At 39.0% G+C, this 26,527-nt stretch carries 22 protein-coding genes; 12 read left to right on the forward strand and 10 right to left on the reverse strand.

Annotated features, from left to right (window positions below; genetic code table 11):
* The first annotated feature begins 4 nt into the window (after positions 1-4).
* The 3 genes from lptB (at position 5) to H0W64_03140 (ending at position 2,180) form a co-directional block, all read left to right on the forward strand.
* Positions 5-730: an LPS export ABC transporter ATP-binding protein gene (gene lptB / locus H0W64_03130; GenBank protein ID MBA3660696.1), complete on the forward strand. Its 726-nt coding sequence runs from the start codon at positions 5-7 to the stop codon at positions 728-730.
* Positions 731-747: 17 nt separating this feature from the next.
* Complete coding sequence (locus H0W64_03135) at positions 748-1,014, forward strand: HPr family phosphocarrier protein (protein MBA3660697.1); 267 nt, start codon at positions 748-750, stop codon at positions 1,012-1,014.
* A gap of 245 nt (positions 1,015-1,259) precedes the next feature.
* Positions 1,260-2,180, forward strand: a complete 921-nt coding sequence (locus H0W64_03140) for a hypothetical protein (GenBank protein ID MBA3660698.1) — start codon at positions 1,260-1,262, stop codon at positions 2,178-2,180.
* 8 nt (positions 2,181-2,188) lie between these two features.
* On the opposite strand, the gene H0W64_03145 is transcribed toward H0W64_03140, so the two are convergent.
* Genes H0W64_03145 through tldD form a run of 3 tightly spaced genes read right to left on the reverse strand, consistent with a single transcriptional unit; the run spans position 2,189 to position 6,175 of the window.
* On the reverse strand, positions 2,189-3,340 hold the full coding sequence (locus H0W64_03145) for a protein kinase family protein (protein ID MBA3660699.1): 1,152 nt from the start codon (positions 3,338-3,340) through the stop codon (positions 2,189-2,191).
* Positions 3,341-3,355: 15 nt separating this feature from the next.
* Complete coding sequence (gene pmbA, locus H0W64_03150; protein ID MBA3660700.1) at positions 3,356-4,699, reverse strand: metalloprotease PmbA; 1,344 nt, start codon at positions 4,697-4,699, stop codon at positions 3,356-3,358.
* 30 nt (positions 4,700-4,729) lie between these two features.
* The gene (tldD, locus tag H0W64_03155; protein ID MBA3660701.1) at positions 4,730-6,175 is read right to left on the reverse strand and encodes a metalloprotease TldD; all 1,446 of its coding nucleotides are present in this window, start codon (positions 6,173-6,175) and stop codon (positions 4,730-4,732) included.
* A gap of 283 nt (positions 6,176-6,458) precedes the next feature.
* Between tldD and H0W64_03160 the strand changes: the two genes are divergently transcribed.
* The gene (locus H0W64_03160; GenBank protein MBA3660702.1) at positions 6,459-6,848 is read left to right on the forward strand and encodes a hypothetical protein; all 390 of its coding nucleotides are present in this window, start codon (positions 6,459-6,461) and stop codon (positions 6,846-6,848) included.
* Positions 6,849-7,037: 189 nt separating this feature from the next.
* Here H0W64_03160 and H0W64_03165 read toward each other — a convergent pair whose 3' ends face one another.
* Both H0W64_03165 and H0W64_03170 read right to left on the reverse strand, forming a co-directional pair.
* The gene (locus H0W64_03165) at positions 7,038-10,082 is read right to left on the reverse strand and encodes a mechanosensitive ion channel (GenBank protein MBA3660703.1); all 3,045 of its coding nucleotides are present in this window, start codon (positions 10,080-10,082) and stop codon (positions 7,038-7,040) included.
* Positions 10,060-11,298 carry an MFS transporter gene (locus tag H0W64_03170; protein ID MBA3660704.1) on the reverse strand — a complete coding sequence of 413 codons (1,239 nt, stop codon included), beginning with the start codon at positions 11,296-11,298 and terminating at the stop codon, positions 10,060-10,062. Before H0W64_03170 ends, H0W64_03165 begins: the two co-directional genes overlap by 23 nt.
* 115 nt (positions 11,299-11,413) lie before the next feature.
* On the opposite strand from H0W64_03170, the gene H0W64_03175 reads away from it, so the two are divergent.
* A complete protein-coding gene (locus tag H0W64_03175; protein ID MBA3660705.1) occupies positions 11,414-12,793 on the forward strand; it encodes an L-serine ammonia-lyase in 1,380 nt (459 codons plus the stop codon).
* A gap of 69 nt (positions 12,794-12,862) precedes the next feature.
* On the opposite strand, the gene pssA is transcribed toward H0W64_03175, so the two are convergent.
* Both pssA and H0W64_03185 read right to left on the reverse strand, forming a co-directional pair.
* Positions 12,863-13,630, reverse strand: a complete 768-nt coding sequence (pssA, locus tag H0W64_03180) for a CDP-diacylglycerol--serine O-phosphatidyltransferase (protein ID MBA3660706.1) — start codon at positions 13,628-13,630, stop codon at positions 12,863-12,865.
* 18 nt (positions 13,631-13,648) lie between these two features.
* Positions 13,649-14,617, reverse strand: coding sequence for an RluA family pseudouridine synthase (locus H0W64_03185; protein MBA3660707.1), 969 nt, complete (start codon positions 14,615-14,617; stop codon positions 13,649-13,651).
* 459 nt (positions 14,618-15,076) lie between these two features.
* Here H0W64_03185 and H0W64_03190 point away from each other — a divergent pair, with 459 nt between their 5' ends.
* Positions 15,077-17,767 (forward strand): Rne/Rng family ribonuclease, encoded by a 2,691-nt coding sequence (locus tag H0W64_03190; protein MBA3660708.1) that lies wholly within the window; start codon positions 15,077-15,079, stop codon positions 17,765-17,767.
* Between the two features lie 240 nt (positions 17,768-18,007).
* On the opposite strand, the gene H0W64_03195 is transcribed toward H0W64_03190, so the two are convergent.
* A complete protein-coding gene (locus tag H0W64_03195; GenBank protein ID MBA3660709.1) occupies positions 18,008-18,184 on the reverse strand; it encodes a Trm112 family protein in 177 nt (58 codons plus the stop codon).
* Positions 18,185-18,252: 68 nt separating this feature from the next.
* On the opposite strand from H0W64_03195, the gene H0W64_03200 reads away from it, so the two are divergent.
* From H0W64_03200 to H0W64_03220, 5 genes are all read left to right on the forward strand, one after another.
* Complete coding sequence (locus H0W64_03200) at positions 18,253-18,975, forward strand: uracil-DNA glycosylase (GenBank protein MBA3660710.1); 723 nt, start codon at positions 18,253-18,255, stop codon at positions 18,973-18,975.
* A 102-nt stretch (positions 18,976-19,077) separates the two neighbouring features.
* On the forward strand, positions 19,078-19,749 hold the full coding sequence (locus H0W64_03205) for a response regulator transcription factor (GenBank protein ID MBA3660711.1): 672 nt from the start codon (positions 19,078-19,080) through the stop codon (positions 19,747-19,749).
* The gene (locus H0W64_03210; GenBank protein MBA3660712.1) at positions 19,746-21,104 is read left to right on the forward strand and encodes a two-component sensor histidine kinase; all 1,359 of its coding nucleotides are present in this window, start codon (positions 19,746-19,748) and stop codon (positions 21,102-21,104) included. The genes H0W64_03205 and H0W64_03210 overlap by 4 nt, the downstream gene beginning before the upstream one ends.
* 35 nt (positions 21,105-21,139) lie before the next feature.
* The gene (locus tag H0W64_03215; GenBank protein ID MBA3660713.1) at positions 21,140-21,766 is read left to right on the forward strand and encodes a DUF47 family protein; all 627 of its coding nucleotides are present in this window, start codon (positions 21,140-21,142) and stop codon (positions 21,764-21,766) included.
* Positions 21,766-22,794 carry an inorganic phosphate transporter gene (locus H0W64_03220; protein MBA3660714.1) on the forward strand — a complete coding sequence of 343 codons (1,029 nt, stop codon included), beginning with the start codon at positions 21,766-21,768 and terminating at the stop codon, positions 22,792-22,794. The genes H0W64_03215 and H0W64_03220 overlap by 1 nt, the downstream gene beginning before the upstream one ends.
* A gap of 24 nt (positions 22,795-22,818) precedes the next feature.
* Here the strand turns inward: H0W64_03220 and H0W64_03225 are convergent, their stop codons facing one another.
* Together H0W64_03225 and H0W64_03230 are read right to left on the reverse strand one after the other, a co-directional pair.
* The gene (locus H0W64_03225; GenBank protein ID MBA3660715.1) at positions 22,819-24,102 is read right to left on the reverse strand and encodes a hypothetical protein; all 1,284 of its coding nucleotides are present in this window, start codon (positions 24,100-24,102) and stop codon (positions 22,819-22,821) included.
* Positions 24,103-24,170: 68 nt separating this feature from the next.
* Positions 24,171-25,160: a hypothetical protein gene (locus tag H0W64_03230; GenBank protein MBA3660716.1), complete on the reverse strand. Its 990-nt coding sequence runs from the start codon at positions 25,158-25,160 to the stop codon at positions 24,171-24,173.
* A 228-nt stretch (positions 25,161-25,388) separates the two neighbouring features.
* Here H0W64_03230 and H0W64_03235 point away from each other — a divergent pair, with 228 nt between their 5' ends.
* Complete coding sequence (locus tag H0W64_03235; GenBank protein MBA3660717.1) at positions 25,389-26,519, forward strand: patatin-like phospholipase family protein; 1,131 nt, start codon at positions 25,389-25,391, stop codon at positions 26,517-26,519.
* Positions 26,520-26,527 lie beyond the last annotated feature (8 nt).

Here is a 26,527-nt window from a genome sequence, read left to right on the forward strand (position 1 = left end):
TAAAATGCCTAATACCTTACATGCAAAGCAACTTAATAAACATTATAAATCACGCGAAGTTGTAAAAGATGTCTCCTTGAAAATTAATCGAGGGGAAGTCGTTGGTTTACTTGGCCCCAATGGAGCAGGAAAAACCACTTCTTTTTATATGATGGTTGGCCTCATCCCAACAGATGGGGGTCAAATTTTTTTAGATGATAAAGATATCACAAAGCTTCCTGTTCACATGCGTGCTCAATATGGAATAAGTTATTTACCGCAAGAGGCGTCTATTTTTCGTAAGCTGACGGTCTACCAAAATATTATGGCGATTTTGGAATTACGCCCCTTAAATAAAGCTGAACGTATTCAAATTCTCGAACATTTGCTTGATGAATTTCGTTTACACCATATCAGAGATACGCTTGGCCTAAGTTTATCAGGTGGCGAAAGAAGACGCGTTGAAATTGCACGTGCCTTAGCCACCGATCCCAAATTTATTTTATTAGATGAACCTTTTGCTGGAATCGATCCTATTTCAATTGTCGATGTTAAACGAATCATTAATCATCTACGTAAACGCCAAATTGGTATTTTAATTACAGATCATAATGTGCGAGATACCCTTACCATTTGCGAGCGCGCATACATTGTTAATCAAGGTGAAATTTTGTGTGAAGGAAATCCAGCAACGATATTAATGAATGAAGAAGTTCGTGCTGTTTACTTAGGCGACGATTTTAATTTATAAAACTATAAGAGAGAATCATGATAAAACAATCCATTACCATTCAAAATAAACTAGGCATTCATACGCGTGCAGCAGCCAAACTTGTTGATATCGCAAAACGTTTTGAAAGTAAAATTGAACTGTCTCATCGTGATCGAGTCGTAGACTGTAAAAGTATTATGGGTGTTATTACGCTAGGAGCACAAAAAGACAATATTGTTGATTTTATTATTACAGGAAATGATGAAGAAGAAGCTTGCGCGCAAATCACAAAATTAATAAATGATAAATTCGGCGAAGATTAAGAAGCCAATCTAACCTATTCTCGCATTTTTTACTGTAGGAGAAAAGCAATCCCTAGATCTTTGATTCCTTCCCATTAAGGAACCTCATTCTCCTTTTAAGCCTCTTTTCTCTCTTTTTTATATTGTGTGCTTTTATTTCAATTTATTGAATAATAATGATATTTTAGAAATAGTTTGTCTTAAATATGTTATTTTGGTAAAATTTAGCTCTATTTTTATACAGCATTTCGTTGCGAGGAACCATTATGTTTTTGCGTAATTTACTTAAACCCGTCTCCCATCAAGTCGAGCCCGACCAGGCACAAGGCTACGTATTTCGTTCCGATGGAAGATCCTTTCAGCAACTTGAGAAAGATGGTGGTTTTAGCGTTAAGAATAGTAAAAATAATAATATTCAATTACATGTTCTTAATATGAGTAGCAATTACGTTTCAACCAGCATGTCGCGCTCTCAAGCACGTCACTTTTGCCGACCCTTTCATCTCGACTGGCAAACACAACAATATCATTTTGGGAATTTCCTCTATGCTATACGTCATCCCGAAATTTATGTCGAACCGCGGATGTCAATTCCTTATACCTTATTATCCCCAGAAAGTACGGGCATGATTCCAGTGTTAAGTGAAAATGAAATTTCTTCAGTCGGTCCTATTCCGCTTGCAGATATTGAACAAGCTTCGCAATTTATATCAACCCCAGGACTTGGGTATCCACATTTTAAGATTGGCGAAACAATTAAAAATCCGCACTTTCAGAAACATGCTCGCGACTGGAGTATTGCTGTTAGAACTGCATGCCCTGATGAAGAAGCATTTTTTAATTTAACCGACGAAAGTTTAATGAAGGGATATGAGGATACACACAACGCTTATCGATTTATTACTTTAAATGAAGCTAAAGAGGCTTGTGCTGCATTAGCCCAAACTGCGAAAGGTTACGATAAGCAAACAACAACTTCAGAGGATCCAGCACCTTACTTCTTTGCAACAGGCGTGCCCGCAAAATTCAGCACAAAAGAAACCGTCCCTTTCATTATTAAATGTTACGAAGAATTTTCAGCAGCTAATCATTATGTAAAGAAAAATCCGCACACATTTTTTGTTAACAATGCAGTAAGTAACGAGATTTCAGCTTCACCCAAAAAGAACCCTTCGTACCAATTATAAATGTCTACCTAAGGTGTTACCCCTCGCAAAACATCCTCTACTAAAAGTAGGGGATGTTGAAGGGTGTCTTGTATAATTTGCTTTAACTTCATCTCATCTAAAGGATCTGAATCATAGATACCCTTACAAAATTGCAATGCATCGAGCGATGTACATCTTAGCTTTGGATTAGGATCCATCATTCGCTCAACCAGTTTTACAAGGGCTGCCTCATACGCATTCAATTCATGTTTAATTTGACTAATTTTAATGCTTTCTTCATCTTCATTCAGTTCTAGCAAGTAAATATCTGGAAATAAAAAACAACTTACTAATCCCATGCCATACATATCGCGGCTAAAAAAATCGCCATGTACAGCATCCGTGTAAGCCCTGTTTAGTCGAAAAAATTGATGCGTATCTTTTTTATGAGAAGTGCCAAAATCAATGAGCCGGAGTGATCCAATTTTGTCATTTAAAATAAAATTATCCGGTTTGATATCACTATGGATACGATAGTTTTCATGCAGAATATTAAGATCAGTGAGTCCACTGGCAAGCCATTGGAACCGTGTTCGCACCGAGGAATTTAAAAGCTCGTTTTGAGTATAAGTATTTAATGGCTTTCCCTGCTGCCACTTAGAGACAATAAAATATCTTTCGTGATTCGTAAAATAATAAGCTTCACGATTTAATAAACGATTATATTTTACCTCACGTTTTGCTTCCGGTTCCGCCAAGTGCGCATACATTTGCCGTAATTTTTTGATAGCAAAACTACATTCCGTGGTCTGATTATTTATATAGCCTTTTTTTACAATACCAAAACCACCACAATCATAATTCTTTTGCTCATTATGTTCTGCAAAAAAATGTAAGTGATTATCTAATAAAAATTCAGATTTATATTTTTTAACATCATCACGACTTTTTTTCTCAAGACTGGATTTGGTAACAATGGGCAATTTAATCGTAATGCGATGTAAAGCTTCCGCAAAAGCGGTTTCGCTTAACAATTGATATTGAATTAAATTTTGAACAATCGCTAACAACCTTTTGGTGTTATGTTTAGAGAGCGCAAGTAAAGTCTGCTGATTCGTTGCGCTTAGTGTAAATTTTTCTTGATGCAGTAAATTTAATAAAGGTTCAATATATTTATTATTATTTTGTTTTTCTTCCATATTGCATCCAATGTTTTAGTTTCCTGCAATCATCATCTCTTCAATTAATAGTGATCCTGTGCGGATATTACCACGCAAATCAACGTCATTACCTACCGTTACAATATTAGTAAACATATTTTTGAGATTGCCCGCAATGGTAACTTCATGAACCGGAAATTGTATTTCACCATTCTCGACCCAAAACCCTGCGGCGCCGCGTGAATAATCACCTGTTAACAAATTAACACCCTGGCCCATTAACTCAGTGACGACCAATCCCCTTCCCATGTTTTTTAAAAGTTGTTCAAACGATTGATCACTCGTTGAAATAATTAAATTATGAACGCCACCGCTATTGCCCGTGGTTTCCATACCCAGCTTTCTAGCAGAGTAAACACCCATTGAATATTGAGTAAGTATGCCATCTTTAATAAAATGATTTTGGCGTGTTGCAACGCCATCATCATCGAAAGGCGCGCTTCCCAGACCATGGGGTAAATGAGGTTCTTCTCTAATTTGCATGAAGGCTGGAAAAATTGGTTTGCCCAACATATCTAGCAAGAAAGAAGCATGACGGTATAAATTTCCGCCCTGAATCGCTGACATAAAATGTCCGAAAATACTGCGTGCATCCTCGGGAATAAAAATAACTGGCGCTTTTGTCGTCTTGATAGATCGGGCACCTAAACGCTTTACTGTTCTATCGGCCGCTTCCTTAGCAATAGTTTTTACACTCGCTAATTTTCTGGGGTCTGATGCAAGGGTGTAGCTATAATCGCGCTGCATTTGATCACCCTTTTTTGCAACCAACACACAGGCCATCTCATGGTGTGTCACAGGAAAGTACCCTAAAAAATCATGACTATTGCCATAGATATGAAAAGATTCCATTGACCCCACTTTGGATTCTTCAGCAAGCATAATGCGCTTATCACATGCCAATGCTTCACGCTCAATTTCACACGCGAGCTCAATGGCTTTCTCTACGGTAATTTCCCAAGGCGATGCAAGTTCTAATTTTGGGTAATCAAAAGCAAGTAAATTCTTTTCAGCAATACCCGCAGCGGGATCGGGATCAGTAAATTTTGCGATATGGCAAGCAGCAGAAACAGCCGCATGGATCGCTGTCTCCGAAATATCCGATAAGCTCGCAGATCCAGAGCGTTTATCAAAATAGACCGTTACGTCAATCGCTTTGTCATGATGATATTCAATTGTTTCAACTGCGCCATTGGTTGCAGAGACAGTAAAACCTTTTTGCATATCAACTGAAACTTCAGCTTCATTTGCGCCGAGTCTTTTTGCTTCTTGCAGAATGATTTTCGCAACATTAATTAATTCATTGTGATCTGTAGATTTTTTTTCTACTAAACTCATATGACAAACCTATATTATGTTCCATTTAAATTAAGCAGTTTTGGTACCACCGACTGTCAATTCATCAATTTTTAAAGTTGGTTGACCTACACCCACCGGTACGCTTTGTCCATCCTTACCACATACACCAATACCTGTATCAAGTTTTAAATCATTACCCACCATGGAAATACGATTTAATACATCAACACCATTACCAATCAGGGTTGCCCCTTTGACTGGTGTTGTGATTTTGCCATTTTCAATGAGATAGGCTTCACTCGCTGAAAAGACAAATTTACCAGAGGTGATATCAACTTGACCGCCACCAAAATTAACAGCATAAATTCCCTTTTCAACCGATGCTATAATTTCTTCCGGGGGCGTTTTACCGGCTAACATGTAAGTGTTCGTCATGCGCGGAATCGGTAGATGGGAATAAGATTCACGCCGACCATTCCCCGTTGAGGCAACCCCCATAAGCCGTGCATTTCGCTTATCCATCATGTAGCCACGCAAAATACCATTTTCAATAAGGACGTTGTTTTGCGTTGGAATGCCCTCATCATCAATATTGAGTGAGCCGCGACGGTTCGGTAAGGTTCCATTATCAACGACAGTACAAACTTCACTCGCAACTTTTTGGCCAATACGATCGCTATAGACTGAAATACCTTTACGATTAAAATCACCTTCTAAGCCATGCCCAACCGCTTCGTGTAATAAAACACCTGGCCAGCCTGGCCCTAAAACAACTGGCATGGGGCCTGCTGGTGCATCGAGGGCTTCTAAATTCACCAGTGCTTGGCGTAACGCTTCGTCCGCGAATTGAAATGCTAAATTATCTGTCACAAAATGTTGATAATCAAAACGCCCCCCACCGCCTGCGTAACCTGACTCTCGCCGACCATTATCCAAAACAATAAGTTGAATATTGAATCGCACGAGCGGACGAACATCGGCGGCCAAATGACCATCACTCGCATAAACCAAAATTGTTTCGTATTCTGCAGCAAGTGATAAATTCACTTGGATAATGCGTGGATCTTTATCACGAATGTAGCGATCAATTTGGGCCAGTAAGGATACTTTTTCTTTTTCACTTAGAGAATGCAAAGGGTTAACGGGCAAATATAAGTGATGCCCCGGTAATTTATGCCAAGCTTGAACTGATGCTTCCCCACCCTGCTTTGCAATACTACGAGCGGCAGTTGCAGCTGTTGAAAGCGCAGGTAACAAAATATCATCAGCGTAGGCAAATCCGGTTTTCTCGCCGCTCATCGCGCGAACTCCAACCCCGCGATCGATGTCAAAGCTACCCCCTTTGATGATGCTATCTTCCATCACCCAGGATTCTGAATAAGTCGATTGGAAATATAAATCAGCATAATCAATTTGCTGACCGCCCAATTGTTGAATCACATTTTGCAAATGACGCTCAGTTAAACCACCTGGATCGAGTAAATCTTGCTGGGCACGTTTTAGAACATCAGTCATAAGGTATTTGTCTCTCTTAGTAGAAGTAGATAAGGCTCGCTTCCATTTGGCTAACCTACCTCTATTATATAGGGTACTTGCAGCTTGGACATTTTTAAATAGATTCAACAGGATAAAAAAAGAAATTCATCATCCAGTTCAAATAGATAAGTTTAGGGGTTGAGTTCTACAATGTACATGAAATTTATGTTTTTTTTGAGAATACTGCTAGTGACGTAAGGACAAATTTTTAAGATAATGACACAAGCTTTGTTATTAACCAGATTAAATACAAGGATGCGCCATGCGACTTATTTCTTTTATTGTGTTAACGATTGTTTCGACTACCCTCCTTAATGGTTGCATGGTAAAAAATTCGTCAACCCATACCACCAAGCATTTTATAAACCAACAAAATGTTACGGCCATGACAAAACAAAAGTACCCGCCGAAAAACCCTTCTCACGTAAAATTTTATTCAGGCGCCGAACGACCCCAAACACCTTATCGCGTCATTGGGGTCGCAACTGTTTCTAAATACAATTTAATCGGAAAACCACGGAATGAAGAAATTGTTAATGACATGATGAAAAAATTAGCCGCTTCGATTGGCGGGGACGCTTTAATTAACTTTAACCATAAAGATGAAATCATTCGAGCGAATGTCATTCAATTCCGACGAATCCTACTTTAGTTAGGTTTTGAGTTCTAACAGGGTCTATATAAATCCAAATAGCTTGCTTAGACCGAAACCAGCTGAGTAACATTATTATCTTGCAGGCGACACAGTTGAGCTTGGGTACAGAAGTTATCCTCGCGAGTAAGGCTATCAAGCTTTTTCGACCCTATCTGAGCATTAACCTACTTAGATTTAATACCTGATTTAATTCCGGGTATTAGCGGGATTCTCATCTAAAGTAATGAGAGGAAGGTGCTGCTCACTTCGTAAAAATATTTCATGTTGCGGGTAAGGCGCTTTGATGCCGTGTTTAGCAAAAGCATCCCAAATATCCATCAATACGGCAGAGATAACACTCACACGTGACTTAACTTGACGGATGTTGACGTAGAAACGCATTTCGAATTCCATCAAAGTGTCACTCATTTCTTTTAATAACACTTCCGGCATAGGGTCAATTAAAATTTCTTTATGGCCTGCCAATACATTCTGAATGATAACTTTAACTTCGTGAGGATTATCATACCGACTAATTTTCACATGGACGATGCTGCGCACAATGTTATCCATTGCAGTCCAATTAGTAAATGACTTATTGAATACTTCAGCATTGGGCACCAACAACTCCATATGATCCCAAGTTCTAATTGTAACTGCACGACCCCCAATGTGAGTAACCTCCCCTTCATATCCGCTGATATTCACAATATCGCCAACCCGCAAAGGTCGCTCAAACAACAATAGAAATCCCGAAGCAAAATTATTGGCAAGATCACGCAAACCCAAACCGATACCAAATGCAAACATACCAGCGACGACAGTTAAAGCGCTTAAGTCAATTCCCAACACACGTAAACAAATAAACAGACCTAAAATTACCACGCAATATTGGCTCAAAATGGCAATGCTATTTCGAATACCCATATCTTTTGTGCGTGACAATAACATGCGATAAACAAATTCACGGGTCCACTTTGCTGTCCAATAAAAAATTGAAACAACGACAAATAATTCAATAATATTAAGTGGGGTAATGACAGTATTTGCTACACTAACCAACTGATATTGCAATAAGCGTGTTAATCGCTCAACGATAGGTGACTGCTTATCCCAACCATATAATAAAAATAAAACTGCCCATGCGGTTAGAAAGAGTGTAATTCTTAATACTTTATCTAACGGTTTTAAGAAAGCCTCGGTCCACAACCAACCGTTATTAACGTACTGAATCATCATGCGAGAAAGTTGTTCCATCGCATCAGATAGAAAACCGCGGACTACGAGATAACCAATTAAGACGACTAAAAAAACCCCTTCATACCACGACATCGTTAAGACCAAATTAACGAACCCTAATAAACCGATGACGGAATTGGCAAGTAAGATAGCAGGAACAAGCATGCCAACTAAACGAATACTTTTTTCAAGATAAGGATGTCGCGATTCCATGTTAGATAAAATTAAACTCGGAATCACATCCGATGAACGCATTAATAAAATTGAAATAACCATTAGTAATAATAAAAATAAATGATTACAAAGTGCTTTCAATTCATAAATAAGCGGTAATTGATGAACAAAAACAGTGAGAGACGTAATCATCCCCCCGACAACAATCACCCAACGTAAACGATGGTATAAACGAACATCATGGCCCGCTGAATGATGTGTCGTTTCAACCAAACTAATTCTAGCGAGGGAAAGTAGCGCCTTACAGGCAAGCCAGACTAAGGCCATGTAAATTACAAAGAGATAATTCGCTATAGGTAACTTAAAGAAATACAAAATACCAATGGCATTAGCTAGAACCATGAGATCAACGAAATTGCGCTGAACAAGTTGCAAACTTAACCATTTAGAATTGATTTGATCCTTCCAAACCGTTTGACGTTCTTGAAGAAAATTCAAACCAGTTTTGACTACAATAAAGATAGCAAACCAAAATATTTCAGCCAGCGCAAATAAACTCCAAGCTAAGACCCCACTCCCCTGTACTGCTTTGCCAAGGTTGGTTGATAAACTTTTAATAACTTGGAAAGAAAGAGCGGGAAGTAGCAACATTTCTTTACCTAAATCGACAAAGGTTTTTAACCCAAGCGTAGGTAATCCCTGCCGAGCAGACAATTCAATTTGCAATGCTTCATCTAGCGTCTTACGGAAAGAAAGTAAAGTTTCTTTCAACTTCACAAGCGTCAAGTCCGAGGATTTATATTGTCGATTTAACAGAGATAATTTACTTAAATAGACTTTGAAAGTTACATCAATCGATTTTTTTTGCGCTAAATCATCGATATGTTTAGCTAAAACCTGGGTACGGGATTTTAATACTTTATCCAGACGATCAATCTGCTTTGATAAAGTTTGCATTTGATTGCTAATTTCATTTAATAAACTAATCGAATTACTCTTAGTGACAGCCAATTTCATTTGTTGAATTTGATCTTTATATCGCGCTAGCAAAGATTGCACGTAGGCAAAACTTGCTTGTTCGTTAGCATAATAAATATCGCGTTCAAGCGCTGAGTATTCCGACTTTGATTGAACCGGATCAACTTTGCTAAGCTTGCCATACAGCGCATTTAATTGCTGCAGCCAATGATTTTGTAATTGCTGATATGCTAATTCATCTTTAACTTGCTGTTGTTTTATATGGACTAAACGTTTTGTTTTTAACAAAATAGTCAATTGATTAAAGCGGTCATTACGCAAATTCAATATATTATTAACAGCTTTTTGTAATTCTTGTAAAAGCGTAACTCGATTCTTTTCAAATTTTAATAATGTTAATTGGTAATTCAAATCCAAACGGTATTCATTGAGTGTCGAAGCTTCATTAGGGGCAGTTTTAAGGCCAAATATATTTAAAATATTAAGTTGATTTTCAATTTCTTGGATATTTTTTTCCAACCAATTACTTGTCTGCTGTGAATCAATCAACTCGATATTAATACTATCTAAATTTGACTGCGTCACAATGATATCTAAGGATGCTTTATCAAGTAAATTTTTGCTGGCTTTTTCTAAGGCTAATTGCGAAAATTTTTCGTTTAACTGTAAGCTTTCTAATTCTACTTTCGCTTGATTAAGGCGATTATTAAGGAGACTGATTTGCTCCTTAACCAATTGAACACGATCAATGGAGAGCGATGCTGGGGATGCAGTCTCTGCATGGACGCTGCAAACAGAGAAACTCACGATCAGAAAAAGTAAAACTGTAATCCAAATTCTATTTGGTAGAAAATTGCGCATGGTATAGCACTCTATCTTTTAATAAAATGAGCATAAGAATGCCAGGGAAACACATTACAAAGGCCCAAAGGAATAATTGAATCCAACCAAAATTCTCGACGATCACTGCAGCAACCGGCCCCAAAAAAACACGACCTAAAGAAAAAATTGCGGTTAGTAATGCATACTGCGCTGCTGTATAACGGTGATTACAAATGGACATGAGATAAGCAAAAAAAGCTGCTGTACTTAAGCCACTGCAAAAATTCTCAACGAAAATGGCGAATGCCATGATCCCTACTACTTTTCCCGTAAGGGCTAACACAACGAACATAAGATTGGAAAAAGCTTGGGCTAAACCAAATACCAGTAAACCGCGGTAAATATCCCAGCGCAATAATAAAATGCCACCCACAAATCCACCTAAAATAGTAGCAATAATACCCATAAACTTATACGCGAATGCTATTTCAGATAATGAAAAACCAAGACCATTAATTAAAAAATTAGTCATGAGCGAAAGCGCTAAAGCGTCACCAAATTTATAGAGCACGACAAATAACAAAAGAATAATAATTTTATCGCGTTGAAATAAATCTTTAATGCCAGCAACGAAAGTTTTTTCTAATGATTGAGAAACATATTCTTTTGGCTGAGGTGCAAACCATGTTGGTATCATGGTAAATAATATGAGGCAGCCCATGAATTGATAAGTTAGTCGCCAGCCCCATTGATCTGCAATGATCAGCGCTAATCCTCCCGCAACGAGTAATGCAATGCGATAAGAAAGAACAAAGTAAGAAGCACCCAATCCCATTTCTTGCGGTTGTAAAATATCGGTACGATAGGCATCAATGGCTATATCTTGCGTTGCCGAAAGAAATACGACAAAGAAGGCTATCGTCATCATTAAGTTAATTTGCGTTGAAGGTTGCATGCCAGCCATTAAAAATAAAGTAAAGGCCGTGCCTAACTGAGTGATGAGAATCCATCCTCGCCGCTTACCTAACGATTTAAATCCAAAATGATCCAAAAGAGGCGCCCACAAAAACTTAAGGGTATAAGGGATACCCAGGAGTGATAACGCACCAATGAGATGGATGTTAATATGCGATTCGCTGAGCCATGCTTGTAACGTTGAGCTCGTTAATGCAAAAGGTAACCCGGATGTAAATCCAAGAATCAGCACCATCATAAGCCTGGGATTGGCTAAGCTTTTTGAGGAGAGCGAAAACATAGTATAAAATCACAAGCCATAGAAAAAAATTGTATGAAATTTTAACATTATAAGGTGGTTTTGCACAGTCCATTCTTAATGGACTTAGTCAATCATCAATCTAAACGGGGTGTTTGTGATTAGTTTATTTGAATTATTTTCCATTGGTATTGGGCCATCAAGCTCACACACTGTGGGTCCGATGAAAGCTGCAAATGCTTTCGTGACATTATTGAAGGACCAGCATCAGCTCAATTTATGCACAAAAATTACCGTTGAATTATTTGGCTCACTTGCTTTAACAGGCATCGGTCATGCAACAGACAAAGCTGTCTTATTAGGATTAGAAGGTTTCTCACCCGCAACGATTAATCCCGATCAAATCCCTGACTTACTTGCGCGCATTTCTTTACAGAAACAACTTAACTTATTACAAGAATATAAAATTCATTTTGATCGTAGCACCGATCTTATTTTTCGATCGCATGAAACTTTACCCTATCATGCTAATGCATTACGATTTACAGCACATAGAGAACAAGGCGAAATACTTTATTCAGCAACGTATTTCTCTGTTGGTGGTGGATTCATTCTTCATGAAGATGAAATTAACCTCGCGCATATTATTACTGATATAACTGAAACAGTGCCCTACCCTTTTCATTCTGCAAAAAAATTGCTAGATCAATGTATTGCACATGGCTTAACCATCGCGGAGCTCATGCTTGCTAATGAATGTCACTTACGTAGTGAGAATGAGGTTAAAACAAAAATCTTAGAAATTGCCGACACCATGCTCGCGTGTATAGATCGGGGTTGCCAAGTAAAAGGCATTTTACCTGGGGGATTAAATATTCCACGTCGTGCGCACAATTTATTACTTAAATTACAACAAAAAGGCTTACCTTCCTCGCATGAGCAAACTTCGAGTCTTGAGTGGCTTAATTTATTTGCCATTGCTGTTAATGAAGAAAACGCAGCCGGCGGTCGAGTAGTCACAGCGCCCACCAATGGGGCGGCCGGAATTATCCCTGCGATTTGGGCTTATTATTTGCGATTTTATCCGCATGCTAAACGAGAAGATGCTATCGAATTTTTCCTTACAGCAGGGGCTATCGCTATTCTCTATAAGAAAGGCGCTTCAATTTCAGGCGCAGAAGTGGGGTGCCAAGGGGAAGTCGGTGTTGCTTGTTCAATGGCTGCGGGGGCATTAACCGCATTATTAAAAGGGGATCTTCATCAGATTGAAAACGCTGCAGAAATTGCAATGGAGCACCACCTCGGCTTAACTTGCGATCCGATTATGGGCTTGGTCCAAATTCCCTGCATCGAACGAAACGCGATGGGTGCGATGAAAGCGGTTAATGCAAGTAAGCTCGCACTTTTAGGTGATGGAAGCCATTATGTTTCATTAGATAAAGTAATTGCAACGATGAAACAAACTGGCATGGATATGATGTCTATTTACAAAGAAACCTCGCTCGGTGGGCTTGCGGTAAACTTACCGGAATGTTGAAGGTATGAGACTTAGCACTGGCTATTTCTGGTGAGCACGCAGCACCAGGACAGCCCACCAAACACATTCTTATCGCTTGATCGGCGCCTCTCGCTTTATCTTTCGCATGCGCCGCAGCTTCCATAAGGTAATGAGCGGTCCTGAAATAATATAAATGGAAAAAATTCCAAATAACATTTCAGCCGGTTGCATTGCAATTGCAACAAAAAGAAAAAGGGTAACCACCACTGTAATAAAAGGAACTCGCCCTTTAAAATCAAAAGCTTTGAAGCTGTAATATCGAATAGTACTCACCATTAACGCAGCCACAAGGATAGTTAGAATAGCCATCCCCATTGCAAAGAAAGGTCCAGAAATTCCATAATTTGCACCGAGCCACACGGTGCTTGCAATCATTCCGGCTGAAGAGGTTGAAGAGAACCCTTGAAAATATTCTTTATCGCTCGCTTGGGTATTGAAACGCGCAAGTCGCAATGCAGCAGCCGCGGTATACAAGAAGGCAACGAGCCAACCCAACTTCCCCAAGGTATATAAAGACCAACTATAGATGACTAAAGCAGGGGCAATTCCAAATCCAACCATATCCGCCAAACTATCATATTGCGCACCAAAATCACTTTGTGTATTTGTTAAACGCGCTACACGGCCATCCAAACCATCTGCAATCATCGCAACAAAAATAGCCATGGCGGAAGATTCAAAGTGACCTTTCATAGCAGCCACAATTGCATAAAAACCTGCAAATAAAGCGGCAGTTGTCAGCAAATTGGGTAGGAGATAAATCCCGCGCTGCGGGGAGCTCGCAAGTTGCTTGGACGGATTAGTCTGTTCAGTCATCGATCACCTCGTTGAACTCTACGTCAATCTTTTAAGCGCAGAGAGGGCTTCTTCTAATTCAGGATCAAGTGGGGCTTGTACTCTAATCTCTTGATTCAATGAAGGCAAAGTAAATTCTATCACTCTTGCGTGTAAAAACATTCTCTTTAAGCCTATTTTTTGTACAAATTTATTAAACTCGCTTTCTCCATAACGATCATCACCTGCAATAGGATGGCCTGAATGGGCTGCATGCACGCGAATTTGGTGGGTTCTTCCGGTAAAGAGCGTTGCTTCTACCAATTGACACCCGGGAAAGTTTTGTAAAACCTTAAAGTGGGTCAAAGCAGATTTCCCTTCGCCTGTAACTTCAACCACATGTCGACCGCCTTGGCGATAATGCTTTTCAAGTGGAAAATCTACTTCCAATTGATTTTCATTCCATTCCCCTTTCGTTAGAGCCCAATATTTCTTTATCATTTTGCCTTCGCGTAATAACGTATGAATCTCTTTCAGAATGCCTCTTTTCTTCGCAAGAATGAGACACCCTGATGTTTCTGAATCGAGACGATGCGCTAATTCGAGATGCGGCAGTTTCGTATAATGAAATTTCAATGTTTCTATGATACCGAGTCGAACCGTATTTCCTGCGTGCACCGACATATGCGGGGGCTTGTTTAGAATTAAAAGATTTTTATCCTCATACAGAACACTATCAATTAACTTTTGGGTGGTCGCTGCAGCCGGCGGTTTTAATTTGCCGGCTTCTTCTAAATAGAGAGGCGGCAAACGTATGGAATCACCCACTGCCAGACGATAATCGGGCCCAATTCTTTTTTTATTTACTCTAATTTCTCCTTTCCGAAGCAATCGATAAAGATGTGTTTTTGGCAAACCTTTAAGCATTCTGATCAAATAATTATCAATACGCTGGCCAATAAAATCATTTTCGACGTTCACAATACGAACTTGACCTTTTTTCTGAAGCTTTTTTGGTGCTAAGGGCATGGGCTTAACCTGGTTTTTAATTGATATAAAATCAAGATATTGGTAACATTACCGTACTTAAAAGAGTATGAAATGATTATATGTTAGACTGAATCATGCAACCTGCCTTTATAATTTTTTTTAAAGAAAGCAATTATAAAGGCAGGTTCTTTTTGATGTGAATATTTTAATAACGTGCGAGCAGCACTAATAGATGAGAAAATTTTATAGAATTTGCGCATCAATGCAACTAGGCGAAAGAATTCTTACGGTTTGACCAGATAAGAATTTCTTTAATGGTTTGATTGAAATGTACCAATTTAAAACTAATTGCGAACGCGGTGAGGCTACGAATCCATACAGACTTTAAACACTTTACTCGTATGTTGAGACGCCGCGCGACCCAATAGACAGGGCAACAGCCGCTCTTCTATAAATTAATGCTCATCCCTCGTGCTGGCACACTATCGGGATGATTTTATGAACAGAATGTTAATTAACGCGACTCACAAAGATGAGGAGTTGCGTATTGCTTTGGCTACGGGCCAATTTTTGTATGACCTTATTATTGAGTCAACTTCGCGAGAACAAAAACAATCTAATATTTATAAAGGCAAAGTAACTCGCATTGAGCCTAGTTTAGAAGCAGCCTTTGTTGATTATGGTGAAGAACGACATGGCTTCTTACCTTTAAAAGAAGTATCGCGCTCTTGTTTCAGAAATGATTACCGAGAAACTAATCGCAGACCAAGCATTATAGAAGTGCTTGAAGAAGGGCAAGAGCTGATTGTCCAAGTTGAGAAAGAAGAGCGCGGCAATAAAGGGGCTGCGCTTACTACCTTTATTACCCTCCCTGGTTGCTATCTCGTGTTAATGCCTAATAATCCGCGCGCAGGCGGGGTGTCACGACGTATTGAAGGTGATGAACGAGATGAACTTCACGATGTATTAAGTGCATTGCAAGTTCCAGATGGTATGGGTTTAATTATTCGAACTGCCGGTGGTGGTCGATCTCAAGAAGAATTGCAATGGGATTTAGAAATACTGTTAAGGCTCTGGGACGTGGTACAGCAAGCAGCCAGCGAGCGTTCTGCATCATTTCTTATTTACCAAGAAGGTAATGCGGTTATTCGTGCATTACGAGATTATTTACGCAAAGATATCGATGAAATTTTAATTGATCATCCGGATGTTTATCAAGATGTTGTAAATCATCTCAAACTTATTCGTCCTGATTTTGTAAATCGCGTGAAGCTTTATAAAGACCCAACCCCCCTCTTTACCCGCTTTCAAATTGAAAGTCAGATTGAATCTGCATTTCAACGTGATGTCAGATTGCCTTCTGGCGGTTCCATTATTATTGATCATACCGAGGCTCTCGTTTCCATCGATATCAATTCAGCTAAATCGACTAAAGGTGGTGACATTGAAGAAACTGCTTTCATGACTAACCTGGAAGCTGCAAATGAAATTGCGCGTCAACTTCGCTTGCGTGATATCGGCGGATTGATTGTGATCGATTACATTGATATGACGCCCATCCGTAATCAACGAGAAGTTGAAGAACGATTAAAGAAAGCATTATCGATGGATCGCGCGCGCGTTCAAGTCGGAAGAATTTCTCGCTTTGGGTTATTAGAAATGTCGCGTCAACGATTACGACCCTCGCTGGGAGAATCAAGCCGCGTGACCTGTCCGCGCTGCCTGGGACAAGGCACCATCCGCGGAATCGAATCACTCGGTTTATCAGTCATTAGAATTATTGAAGAAGAAGCATTAAAAGAAAATACAGCTCAAGTTCGTACTATTTTACCTTCGGAAATTGCAGCTTATCTTTTGAATGAAAAACGCCAAGCCATTATTGATATTGAAAAGCGTCAAAAAGTGGCGGTGATAGTTGTACCAAGCGTCCATTTACTAACCCCTCAATATGAAGTTGAACGCATCCGTATTTCTGACTTAACGGAAAAAGATGAAAAACTCGCGAGTTATAAATTAGCACTTCGACCGGAAATTTCTACGCAAGCCTCAGCAACACTCACTCAAAAAGCACATCAAGAACCTGCAATTAAAAATATTCCTTTAGAGGAAATGCCTGCGCCTGCAAGTTATGCAACGAGCAGTACGCAACAACCGATGGCCAAAGGTGAGCCAGGTTTAATAAAGAAATTATTTAACTTTTTATTTGAAAAGAAAGAGGAAGAACCTACTGATACAGAGCGCGGTGGCAGTAGCGATTCAAGAGGGGGAACGGGTGTACGTCGAACCCATCCAGCTAACCGCCGAAAAACAGGTCCAGGACGTCATAATCAAAGAAGCAGAGGACGGGGAGGACGTAATACTTCTGGATCTCGGAATTACGAACAGCGTGATCGCACCAAAGAAAGTCGAGAACAAACGGAACAACGTGATCACCGCGAACCAGCCACCGAACCTCGCGATACAAATCCCCATCGCGAATTGAAGCCTGCACGTGAGCAACAACAACGCGACGGAAGACCAGCACGTGAGCACCGTGACAACCGCCCTCACCGTGAACCGCGTCATCAACAACATCGTGAACAAAGAGATTTTAAAGAATCGCAAACTTCTCCCGACCAACCGACAGAACATCAGGATTTGAAGCTGACTCCTTTGCCCCTTCAAAATGAATCGAGGGAGGCGCCAGCCCAGGATCAAATTGTTGAGCAGCGCGAAACAAGACCCGTTCGTGATCACCATCGTGAACCACGTGGACCGAGACAACATAGAGAAAACTGGAATTCACGGGAAAAACGCAATACGCAAGATGCTGCTAAAAACCAAGGAGTTTCTCAAGAGTCACCTCTGAGTGATAGGGAGCATCATTCAACGACTAACTTCACCTCTATTCCTGCAGCATCGCAATCAAATCATGAAGTCATGCCAAAAAATGATTCCGCCATCCAGGAACCAGGGATGCGTACAGCTGATTCAATTACACCCGTCAATATTATTATTGATAATGAAGTTGCTTCTACAGGTACGAGTCAAGAGGGTTCTACAGCAGCCCCTTTACGCAAACATCGTCCGAACTTCAATCAACGCCGACATCATCGACATCGTCGTGATAATAAAAATGAATCAAAAGAGTCGTCGCGTGAAGGAGAAGATAACTACACGCAGAAAAATAAAAGCGACGACGATATCTAATCGAACGACAATATTGTTGTACATCTGTCACCCCGCACGCGCTGCGGGGTTTCTTTTAAAATTTTTATTCACCGTGTGTTGCGCAATAAAGTGAATCTATCCAAGGCTTATCTCAGAAGAAAACGAAGTAAGACAAAATATTTGATTAATAGCTTTGCATTAGATTAAGAATTTAAAGAGGAATGTGATTTTAAAAATAGGATCATTCTAAAGCATAAAATAACTCAGCCCATATTTGCATTACTCTTCGTCGCTACTCATTCTTCGCGCGCGACTTTCAAGCATTACAGGAATAGCGTCAATAATTGGATAAGCTAAACGATCAAATCGACAGAGTAACTCTTGAGCATTAGCATCATAAATTAACTCCCCTTTACAAACGGGACAAGCTAATATTTCAAGTAATGTTTTATCCATAGCAATCCCATCATTTAAAAAATGCATCATACAATCTAACCAGCCAAAGTGCAAAAGGCCGAACGATCATGAAAAAATTTCATTTAGAAGTTGTTCACCCTTCCTGGCGTGAATGCATAGAACAAGGATTAGAGACTTTAGACTTTCATTATTTACAAACGCTCTATGACTCTGAGGATTGGCTTCCCGGTCATGAGTATATTTTTAACGCCTTCACGCTGCCTGTCTCAAAGGTTCAATATGTTCTTTTTGGAGAGTCGCCTTATCCTCGCAAAAAGTCTGCCATCGGTTATGCCTTCTGGGATGGTGATGTTGATGAAATATGGTCACCCACGGGTCTTAGTAAGAAAGTTAACCGAGCGACTTCTTTGCGAAATATTGTAAAGATGATGCTTTTAGCTGAAGGCCTCTTAAATCCTAACAAATTAAGCCAGGAAGATATTGCGGCTTTGGATAAATCGCATCTGATTCAGACGAACCAACAGTTATTTGAAAATTTTCAGCGTCATGGTATTTTGCTACTTAATGCCTGTCCAGTCTTGCAAAAAACCTCACGACTTAAGGACGCTCGAGCTTGGAAGCCCTTTTTAGCTACAATTCTTAAGTTTTTAATCAAAAATAATCCAAATGTTAAATTTATATATTTAGGTAAAATTGCAAACAATATCGAGCCACTTGTTCAATCCTTACATCCACCCGCTTTAAAGGTTGAACATCCCTACAATCATTCATTTATCACTAATTTCAAGGTATTAGATTTTTTTAAACCTTTACATTTGCTCAAAAAATAAGCGTAACTGTCTCTATTTTATGCAGAAATAAGTTCTTGTCACTCTATTTGCTATACTTTGTTAAAAAAGATAAAGTTATAGATAGAGCTAAGGGGAACTCGTATGCGCATACTTCTCGTAGAGGATGATGAGTTACTTGGTGAAGGCACGCGTAAAGGATTAACCCAGGACGGTTACACCGTTGACTGGGTCAAAGATGGAACATTAGCAGATCAAGCCTTAAAGACAGAAAAATTTGATTTGATAGTGTTAGATCTTGGTTTACCTAAAATTCCTGGTATTACAGTATTACAAAATCTTCGTGAACGCGGTGATACCACGCCTGTTCTCATTTTAACAGCACGTGAATCTATTGAGGATCGCGTTAAAGGCCTTGATAGTGGCGCTGATGACTATCTCACTAAACCTTTCGACTTATTTGAATTGTGTGCTCGTTTACGCGCATTACAACGACGTTTTGCATCACGTGCTGCGCCTTTATTGGTTCACAACGATATTACCTTGGACCCGGCCTCGCATACTGTTTCTTTTAAAAATGAGCCCATTAATTTATCAAGACGCGAATTTGCCTTGTTGCATGTCTTACTTGAGAATGCAGGCAGGGTTTTATCTCGTGAACATCTAACTCAATCTTTGTATGGATGGGGAGAGGAAGTTGATAGTAACGCACTGGAAGTCCATGTTCATAATTTACGCAAGCGGTTTGGCCAAGAATTTATTCGAACTGTTCGAGGAATTGGTTACACTATAGAAAAAAGTAAAGATGATAAATGATCAAATCGATAAGATACTTCTTACTGATCAGCCTCTTGATCAGTATTACTCTTGCTTCTGCAATTAATGGTATTGGCAATTACCTTCTTGACGAACAAGTTGTTCAACCCTATCTTGACGCCCAGTTAGTTCGATTTTCAACGCTCATCGATATACTTAACCAATCAACTTCGGCTAATACTAAAGTTCGCTCTGACATCATTAGCTATCTACTAAAAAAACAACCGATTACAGGTCAGCAGTTTTTATTTCAAGTATGGAGTAAAGACGGAAAGTTACTGATGCATTCTGCCAATCAAGCACATATCGATTTAAAAGATGTGCCGTTAGGCTTTAGCGACAAAATACTCAAGAATAATGATTGGCGAATTTACAGCGTTTTTGACAATAAAATGAATGCAAAAATTATCGTGGCTGAACTCTATAATTTACGGCGTGAATTAGCTGACGACATTGCCCGCAGCAATGCTAATATCCTTCTTATCACCTACCCTGTTTTTGGTATTTTGGTTTGGATTATTGTTAGTTTCGCACTCCGCTCTGTCAGCCGTGTTACGACAGAAATTTCAAATCGAGCTTCAACTTTTCTTGAACCTGTGCAACTTACAGAAATTCCAGTTGAAATTAAGCCGTTGGTTGCAGAGTTGAATCAATTATTTATCCGTCTCAAACTTGCATTTGAACGTAATAAACGTTTTGCAGCTGACGCTGCACATGAATTGCGCACACCGCTCGCTGCTTTAAAAACACATGTTCAAGTCGCATTAAAAACTGATAATGATATCGATCGCAATAAAGCTTTGCAGAAAGTCATTGAGAGTGTGGATCGAAGTTCACATGTTGTCGCACAACTTCTCACGCTTAGCCGATTAGGTGAAGAAGATGCACTAACTGATGTTAAACCGATGGATTTACATAAAATTGCAACAGAAATTATAGCCTACCTCGCAATGCACGCGCTCGAGAAAAATATTGAAATTGAGCTCGCCCCTGCCCCGAGCGATTCACTTATTATTGGTAATGATACTGGCATTGGCATTTTAATTCGGAATGTCGTGGATAATGCCATCCGCTACACTCCCACAGATGGCTCGGTCAAAGTGCTCATTATTGATACGGGCACCCAGGTTATTTTACGCGTCATTGATACAGGCACGGGCATTCCGCTTGAATTACGCGAAAGAGTTTTTGAACGTTTCTATCGTATTTTAGGTACGAAAGCATCCGGTAGCGGTTTGGGACTTGCGATTGTTAGTCAAATTGCCAAGCTTCATCACGCTAAAATACGACTCTCGACCCCAACCTCAGGCAAAGGCTTGCAATTCGATGTAGCATTTCCTAAATATCATGCTTAAAATGCAATGACCATGGGCCACCTAGATGAATCAATATGTTAAAACGCTTTTTACCGCGGCAAGAAAACTTCTTCAAATTTTTTGAACAAGCTGCTGATAAACTAGTCTTAGCTGCAACCGAATTTTCCAACATGCTGCAGGATCTTGAACGACATGAATACTATGTCAATCTTATCGCCAAGCATGAAAAAGAAGCGGATGACATTGCCTATACCAACTTTGAATTATTGCATCGCACCTTTATCACCCCTTTTGATCGTCACGACATTCACAATCTAACGGGCACGCTTGATGATATTATTGATCTCATCAACCGTATTGCTCAACGGTTTCCTTTTTACGACTTAAAATCTGTACCAGAGGAAATGGTCACTTTATCAAAACTTAGTATCGAAGCTGTAACACATTTAAAGAAAGCAATTTATTCCCTTCACTCTCTCAAAAATTCAGCCAACATTTTGCATCATTGCAATGAAATTGATCGAGTTGAAAGTCAAGCGCATCAAGTTGTCTTAGCTGGAGAGAAACGATTGTTTAGTGAAGAAAATGATTTCAAACAATTCTTTAAGTTAAAAGAAATTTATGCTCACACCAAGCTTGTGATTAATCGTTGCCAAGATGTTGCCAATATCTTAAAAGGCATCGTGCTCGAGTACTCTTGATGGAAGCGACCTTAACGTTAGTTATTATTACCATCTGTCTCGCATTATTTTTTGATTTTCTTAACGGTTTTCACGATGCTGCCAATTCAATTGCAGCGATTGTTTCAACACGGGTGATGAAACCGCATTGGGCAGTTCTCTTTGCTGCTTTTTTTAACTTTATTGCTTTTTTATTTTTTGGCGTCCATGTTGCAACGACTATTGGTACAGGGTTAGTGGACCCAAGTGTGATGACCACGGATATTATTTTTTCCGCCCTCCTCGGTGCAATTTTTTGGAATATTATTACTTGGTATTACGGATTACCGTCTAGTTCGTCTCATGCCCTGATTGGGGGGCTGTTAGGCGCAAGCATCGCTCACGCAGGCACTGCACCGCTTAATTGGTGGGGGATTAGTAAAGTACTTGCAGCGATCGTCATTTCCCCCTTGCTAGGAATGCTAATGGGAATGATCTTAGTCGTTATCACAACGCGGATTTTTTTCTATTCTAATCCGCATCGAGTAGAAGGTATTTTTTCCAAACTACAATTTTTATCCTCAGCCTTTATCAGTTTGGGTCATGGTAGTAATGATGCTCAAAAAACCATGGGTATTATTGCTATCCTCCTTTTTTCTGCGGGTTTACTAGGAAGTGAATTTTATGTTCCAGCGTGGGTCGTTATTTTATGTAATTTTGTAATTGCATTGGGAACTTGTTTTGGCGGATGGCGTATTGTCAAAACGATGGGAATGAGAATTACAAAACTAAAACCAGTTACAGGGTTTTGTGCCGATACTGCAAGTGCATTTACCCTAGCCCTCGCCACGATTCTCGGCATTCCTGTTTCCACGACCCATACCGTCACCGGTTCAATTATTGGAGTTGGTTCCATTAATGGCTTTTCGGCTGTACGCTGGGGTGTAGCAAGAAACATTGTATGGGCATGGGTCCTGACTTTACCAGCATCAGGATGCGTAGCAGCTGCTATATGGGGCATCACCCGATTAATGCATCTTCAAGTTTCGTTAGTTGCCGCTCCCATTTAGAGGGCAACTTGCATTCTTAAAAAATTATAAAAAACCAAAAAAACTGTGCTCTGCACGGAAGAAACTGGGTGAGCAAGAAAGATTGGCATGATTAATAATCATGCCCAAATTGCTGAGCGATTCAAATAAGGGCCCGCGCTGAATAGCGGTTATATTTAATTTATTAAGATAGCACTCAAACTTATTTAACGACTCATTACTCTTTAAAAAACTTTGAAAAAGCGTTGCCGCAGCTTGTTTTTCTGCTTTGGTATAACCACCCGTATAACGTCGAATTCCATTCAAGTAATTTTTTTGTACCTTACAAAAATAATTTAAAAAACTATTCGTCTCTTCCTTAACAGCTTCGCGATTGCGACGATAGATTTCAGTCAAACAATACAATACTGCTTTATTATACAATTCATCTTGATTTTTATAACTGTTAGGACTTTGCACACAATCAATAAGCAAGCGATCGCCGAGCATAATATTGGATAAAGTGGCGCTATCGATTTCATTAATGAATTCACTCCAACGATTTTGTGGCATAAAGTGAACCATGTAATGCAATAGATCATCTCTAGAAGCACAGTTAGTTAATCCCTTAATTAACCGTTTATTTCCTTCCAAACCATAAGTAGAGGTAACCTGGTAAGACGATTTTTTTATGGATTCATGGAGTGATGCGCGAGCTTCAGCAATGTCATTATCGCAACCGCTTTGAATATAATAATAAATGGCTTCATAATAATCTTCGGCTTCATCAGAGTGTTTAATGATGCGTTGTTTTTCATTTTCACTAAGTGGCCTGGTTGGCTGACTGGTATGAAATAATTGGGTCGTATGCGCTTCTAACATAAGATCTAAACATAAAGCGACTTCGATAGGCGTTCCATCATCGCCAATGACAAACTCTTGCAATTGAAAATCATCAAGCATTGATCGACTGGTTTGATGTGATGTTGCAGTTACACTTGGCATTAAAATGTCATAAGGACTTAAATCTATAAATCTTGATTTAACTTCGAGGGATAAGGCTTTAGCAAAAAGAATATAAGCTTGATTAGCATGCATGAATAATTGAATAGGATAACAACTATCTGTGTGCCTGATGATGGCCCAACGACGACTAAATAAATCACAGCACTTATTGAGGAATTGCCGATCTACTTCTTCTTTAGCAAATTGATACTTAGCAAGAAAATCGAGCAACTCACGCCAAGCCAAATAATCTTCCATGCATACATAAGGATTAGAAGAATTCTTTTGATTGGGCAAAGTTAAAATTTCTTTTAGTACTTTGCCAATAAAGTCTTTTATCGGCATAAAGTCTCCAAAAGGTGAAGCTATTCTCTCAAGAGAGAATAGCTTCATGCACTGCCAACTTTTTACAGTTAAGCTCGATTGAATCTGGGTATAAAGCTATGCGAAACTTCTTTTAAGTTTTCAGGATTACTGACAAATGAAGCTTTATCAATTAATGCACCCAACGTATGATGCATTGCTGCACGACGTAGTAAAATTTTATCTGCAGATGAATTTTTTTCGTCACTATTAATGCTATTAAGCACGGTATCTTTCAAAGTAGTTAAACTTTCACCTGCTAAAAATGCATTATAAGCATATTGCGCTACCCGTTGTTTAATTGATTTGGAAGAACCATATCCTGAAAGATGTCCGAAAAGCGTATTATATTCAGGTTTACGTAAATCAAGTTGCTTACGGTAAAGATCAAGATAAGTAAATATCATTGCAGTATCGATTACTGGGTTACCCGTATATTGCGCGTTGTTTTCAAAAGTGGAAGTAAGCTTAGCACCGTTTAGTAATTTTTTTTCAAGCTCTTCTGCACTAAAGCGTTGCAAATATTTTCCGCGAAGTTCACACGGAAAAGTGCTTAGAAATTCACATAACTCATTTTTATTTACTTTGGATGGATCAGGGAAGATTGCTTTGGCTAGCATTTCGTTTTCTGCTACGCCGTACAATTCCGCTTTCCGCTCAAGAGCCGCTTTATAGGAAGGATCTAATGCTGGAAATAATAGTTCAGAATAAGATTTTTTAGCAATAGGGGCTAATTTCAAAGCAATGGCTAGATAAAATTGATTTGCGTGCGTTTCTGGGTTTTTAATATGACTCGCCTCAGACTTGAGAACGTATGAAGCTCGTTCTTTGAGTACATTACGAACTTTTCGCAATGATCTATCCGATGCTGTAATTTCTGAGTTTTCAAGTAAATGAAGTACGTGTTGCATTTTAGCGACTGCTAATGCAGATTCTAGTTTGATAAGATCAGCATCTAGTGCCACTATTTTTTGTTGTTTTTTTAAAATATTCTCGCCTTGGGCTAGCATTTCTTTGGCAAAATCTTTGACTAGCTGCATACTTACTCCTTAAAGGTATAATTTGATGTCCCATCCCAGAAGATAATGCCAAATACTTAAGGTTTTCTTAAAATTGCAAATATCCTGCTATGATTTTAAAAATTGTATTAAAAACAATTAATTTTACTATTTTATGCACAACTAAATTTCTAATTTAAGTCTTCCTTAATTTAAGCAGCGCAGTATAAGAGTCGAGGAGTAAAAACAAAAAAATCACACGGAGGATTTATGACGATTCAAAATCTTGTATTCAGTGGTGGCGGTGCTGCAGGTTGTGCTTTTGGAGGCGCAATTATGGGCCTAGCCGAACAACCTAACTTTTCTTTTGCAGATATCAAAGTCGTAGCGGGTTCATCTGTTGGTGCGATAGCAGCGCTTATTGTGTCTTTAAATTACACACCAGTGCAAGCAAGTGCAAAAATAGAACAGCTTAATTTACAAAAACTACGGGATGGTGGCCCTAAACTCTCGCAGGCTTATCGATTAATGAACCATTACGGTCGATTCAAAGGAAATGCCTTATTCCATTTTATTTTAGATATTTTGGCTGAAAAAACCAACCGGGATGATCCGGAAAATATTACTTTCGCGGATCTGAAAAAAATGGGATTTAAAGATTTACATGTCGTGACAACAAAATTATATAAAGAAAATGGCAATCCCATAGGCAAAGAAAAAATATTTTCTTATGCAAAAACACCTGATACATCAGTTGCGAGTGCAATTTTAGCATCAACGGCTGCCCCAATTTATTTTGCACGCGTCCGTTTTAAAAAATTAGCAAAAGGAAAATATATATTGGATAAAAAGGGCGATCTTTATAATGATGGTGGTATTTTAAATAACTATCCTATCAACTTATTCGATAAACCTCCTTTTACTGATGCGCCGGGTACACCTAATGCACAAACTTTGGGATTAGCATTATTGTATGCTGATGAAATTCACAAAGAAGAGAAGCCGGTCAAAACGATCATTTACGATAAAAGTCCCATTGATTATGCTAAAGGAATTATTAATGGTTTATTAAGAAAACAACAAATTGAATCGGTAACTCGCAAAGAAAATTTAGAACGTACCATTCAAATCGATCGTTTAAATGTAAGGCTTGATAATTTTGATATTGGGGATGAAATAAAACAACAATTAATAATCTCCGGACGAAAAGCTGTAAGCGATTATTTTAAAACGTATCATTTAGAAACAAAAAAATTAAATAATATCGTTGCCCTACCTCCAAAATTTTCTTTGTTTAGATATTTCAAACCTGCCAATGATCCTGTGTTTGGCTATGAAGAAAAAACAGAGAAAGAAATAAAGGAAGAGAAATTGTCTGCTAGCCAAATGGGTCTTGATTGATAAGCTAG

The organism is Gammaproteobacteria bacterium (assembly GCA_013816845.1).
Taxonomy (GTDB): domain Bacteria; phylum Pseudomonadota; class Gammaproteobacteria; order DSM-16500; family DSM-16500; genus Aquicella.

What these genes read in the sequence shown, in the direction of transcription:
- H0W64_03215 (MBA3660713.1), top strand. Translation starts at nt 21,140, where the DNA reads ATGTTAAAACGCTTTTTACCGCGGCAAGAAAACTTCTTCAAATTTTTT.
- pssA (MBA3660706.1), bottom strand. Translation starts at nt 13,630, where the DNA reads ATGACTGAACAGACTAATCCGTCCAAGCAACTTGCGAGCTCCCCGCAG.
- H0W64_03220 (MBA3660714.1), top strand. Translation starts at nt 21,766, where the DNA reads ATGGAAGCGACCTTAACGTTAGTTATTATTACCATCTGTCTCGCATTA.
- H0W64_03230 (MBA3660716.1), bottom strand. Translation starts at nt 25,160, where the DNA reads ATGCAGCTAGTCAAAGATTTTGCCAAAGAAATGCTAGCCCAAGGCGAG.
- H0W64_03185 (MBA3660707.1), bottom strand. Translation starts at nt 14,617, where the DNA reads ATGCCCTTAGCACCAAAAAAGCTTCAGAAAAAAGGTCAAGTTCGTATT.
- tldD (MBA3660701.1), bottom strand. Translation starts at nt 6,175, where the DNA reads ATGACTGATGTTCTAAAACGTGCCCAGCAAGATTTACTCGATCCAGGT.
- H0W64_03140 (MBA3660698.1), top strand. Translation starts at nt 1,260, where the DNA reads ATGTTTTTGCGTAATTTACTTAAACCCGTCTCCCATCAAGTCGAGCCC.
- H0W64_03225 (MBA3660715.1), bottom strand. Translation starts at nt 24,102, where the DNA reads ATGCCGATAAAAGACTTTATTGGCAAAGTACTAAAAGAAATTTTAACT.
- H0W64_03200 (MBA3660710.1), top strand. Translation starts at nt 18,253, where the DNA reads ATGAAAAAATTTCATTTAGAAGTTGTTCACCCTTCCTGGCGTGAATGC.
- H0W64_03160 (MBA3660702.1), top strand. Translation starts at nt 6,459, where the DNA reads ATGCGACTTATTTCTTTTATTGTGTTAACGATTGTTTCGACTACCCTC.
- H0W64_03205 (MBA3660711.1), top strand. Translation starts at nt 19,078, where the DNA reads ATGCGCATACTTCTCGTAGAGGATGATGAGTTACTTGGTGAAGGCACG.
- H0W64_03165 (MBA3660703.1), bottom strand. Translation starts at nt 10,082, where the DNA reads ATGCGCAATTTTCTACCAAATAGAATTTGGATTACAGTTTTACTTTTT.
- H0W64_03210 (MBA3660712.1), top strand. Translation starts at nt 19,746, where the DNA reads ATGATCAAATCGATAAGATACTTCTTACTGATCAGCCTCTTGATCAGT.
- H0W64_03145 (MBA3660699.1), bottom strand. Translation starts at nt 3,340, where the DNA reads ATGGAAGAAAAACAAAATAATAATAAATATATTGAACCTTTATTAAAT.
- pmbA (MBA3660700.1), bottom strand. Translation starts at nt 4,699, where the DNA reads ATGAGTTTAGTAGAAAAAAAATCTACAGATCACAATGAATTAATTAAT.
- H0W64_03170 (MBA3660704.1), bottom strand. Translation starts at nt 11,298, where the DNA reads ATGTTTTCGCTCTCCTCAAAAAGCTTAGCCAATCCCAGGCTTATGATG.
- H0W64_03190 (MBA3660708.1), top strand. Translation starts at nt 15,077, where the DNA reads ATGAACAGAATGTTAATTAACGCGACTCACAAAGATGAGGAGTTGCGT.
- H0W64_03135 (MBA3660697.1), top strand. Translation starts at nt 748, where the DNA reads ATGATAAAACAATCCATTACCATTCAAAATAAACTAGGCATTCATACG.
- lptB (MBA3660696.1), top strand. Translation starts at nt 5, where the DNA reads ATGCCTAATACCTTACATGCAAAGCAACTTAATAAACATTATAAATCA.
- H0W64_03195 (MBA3660709.1), bottom strand. Translation starts at nt 18,184, where the DNA reads ATGGATAAAACATTACTTGAAATATTAGCTTGTCCCGTTTGTAAAGGG.
- H0W64_03235 (MBA3660717.1), top strand. Translation starts at nt 25,389, where the DNA reads ATGACGATTCAAAATCTTGTATTCAGTGGTGGCGGTGCTGCAGGTTGT.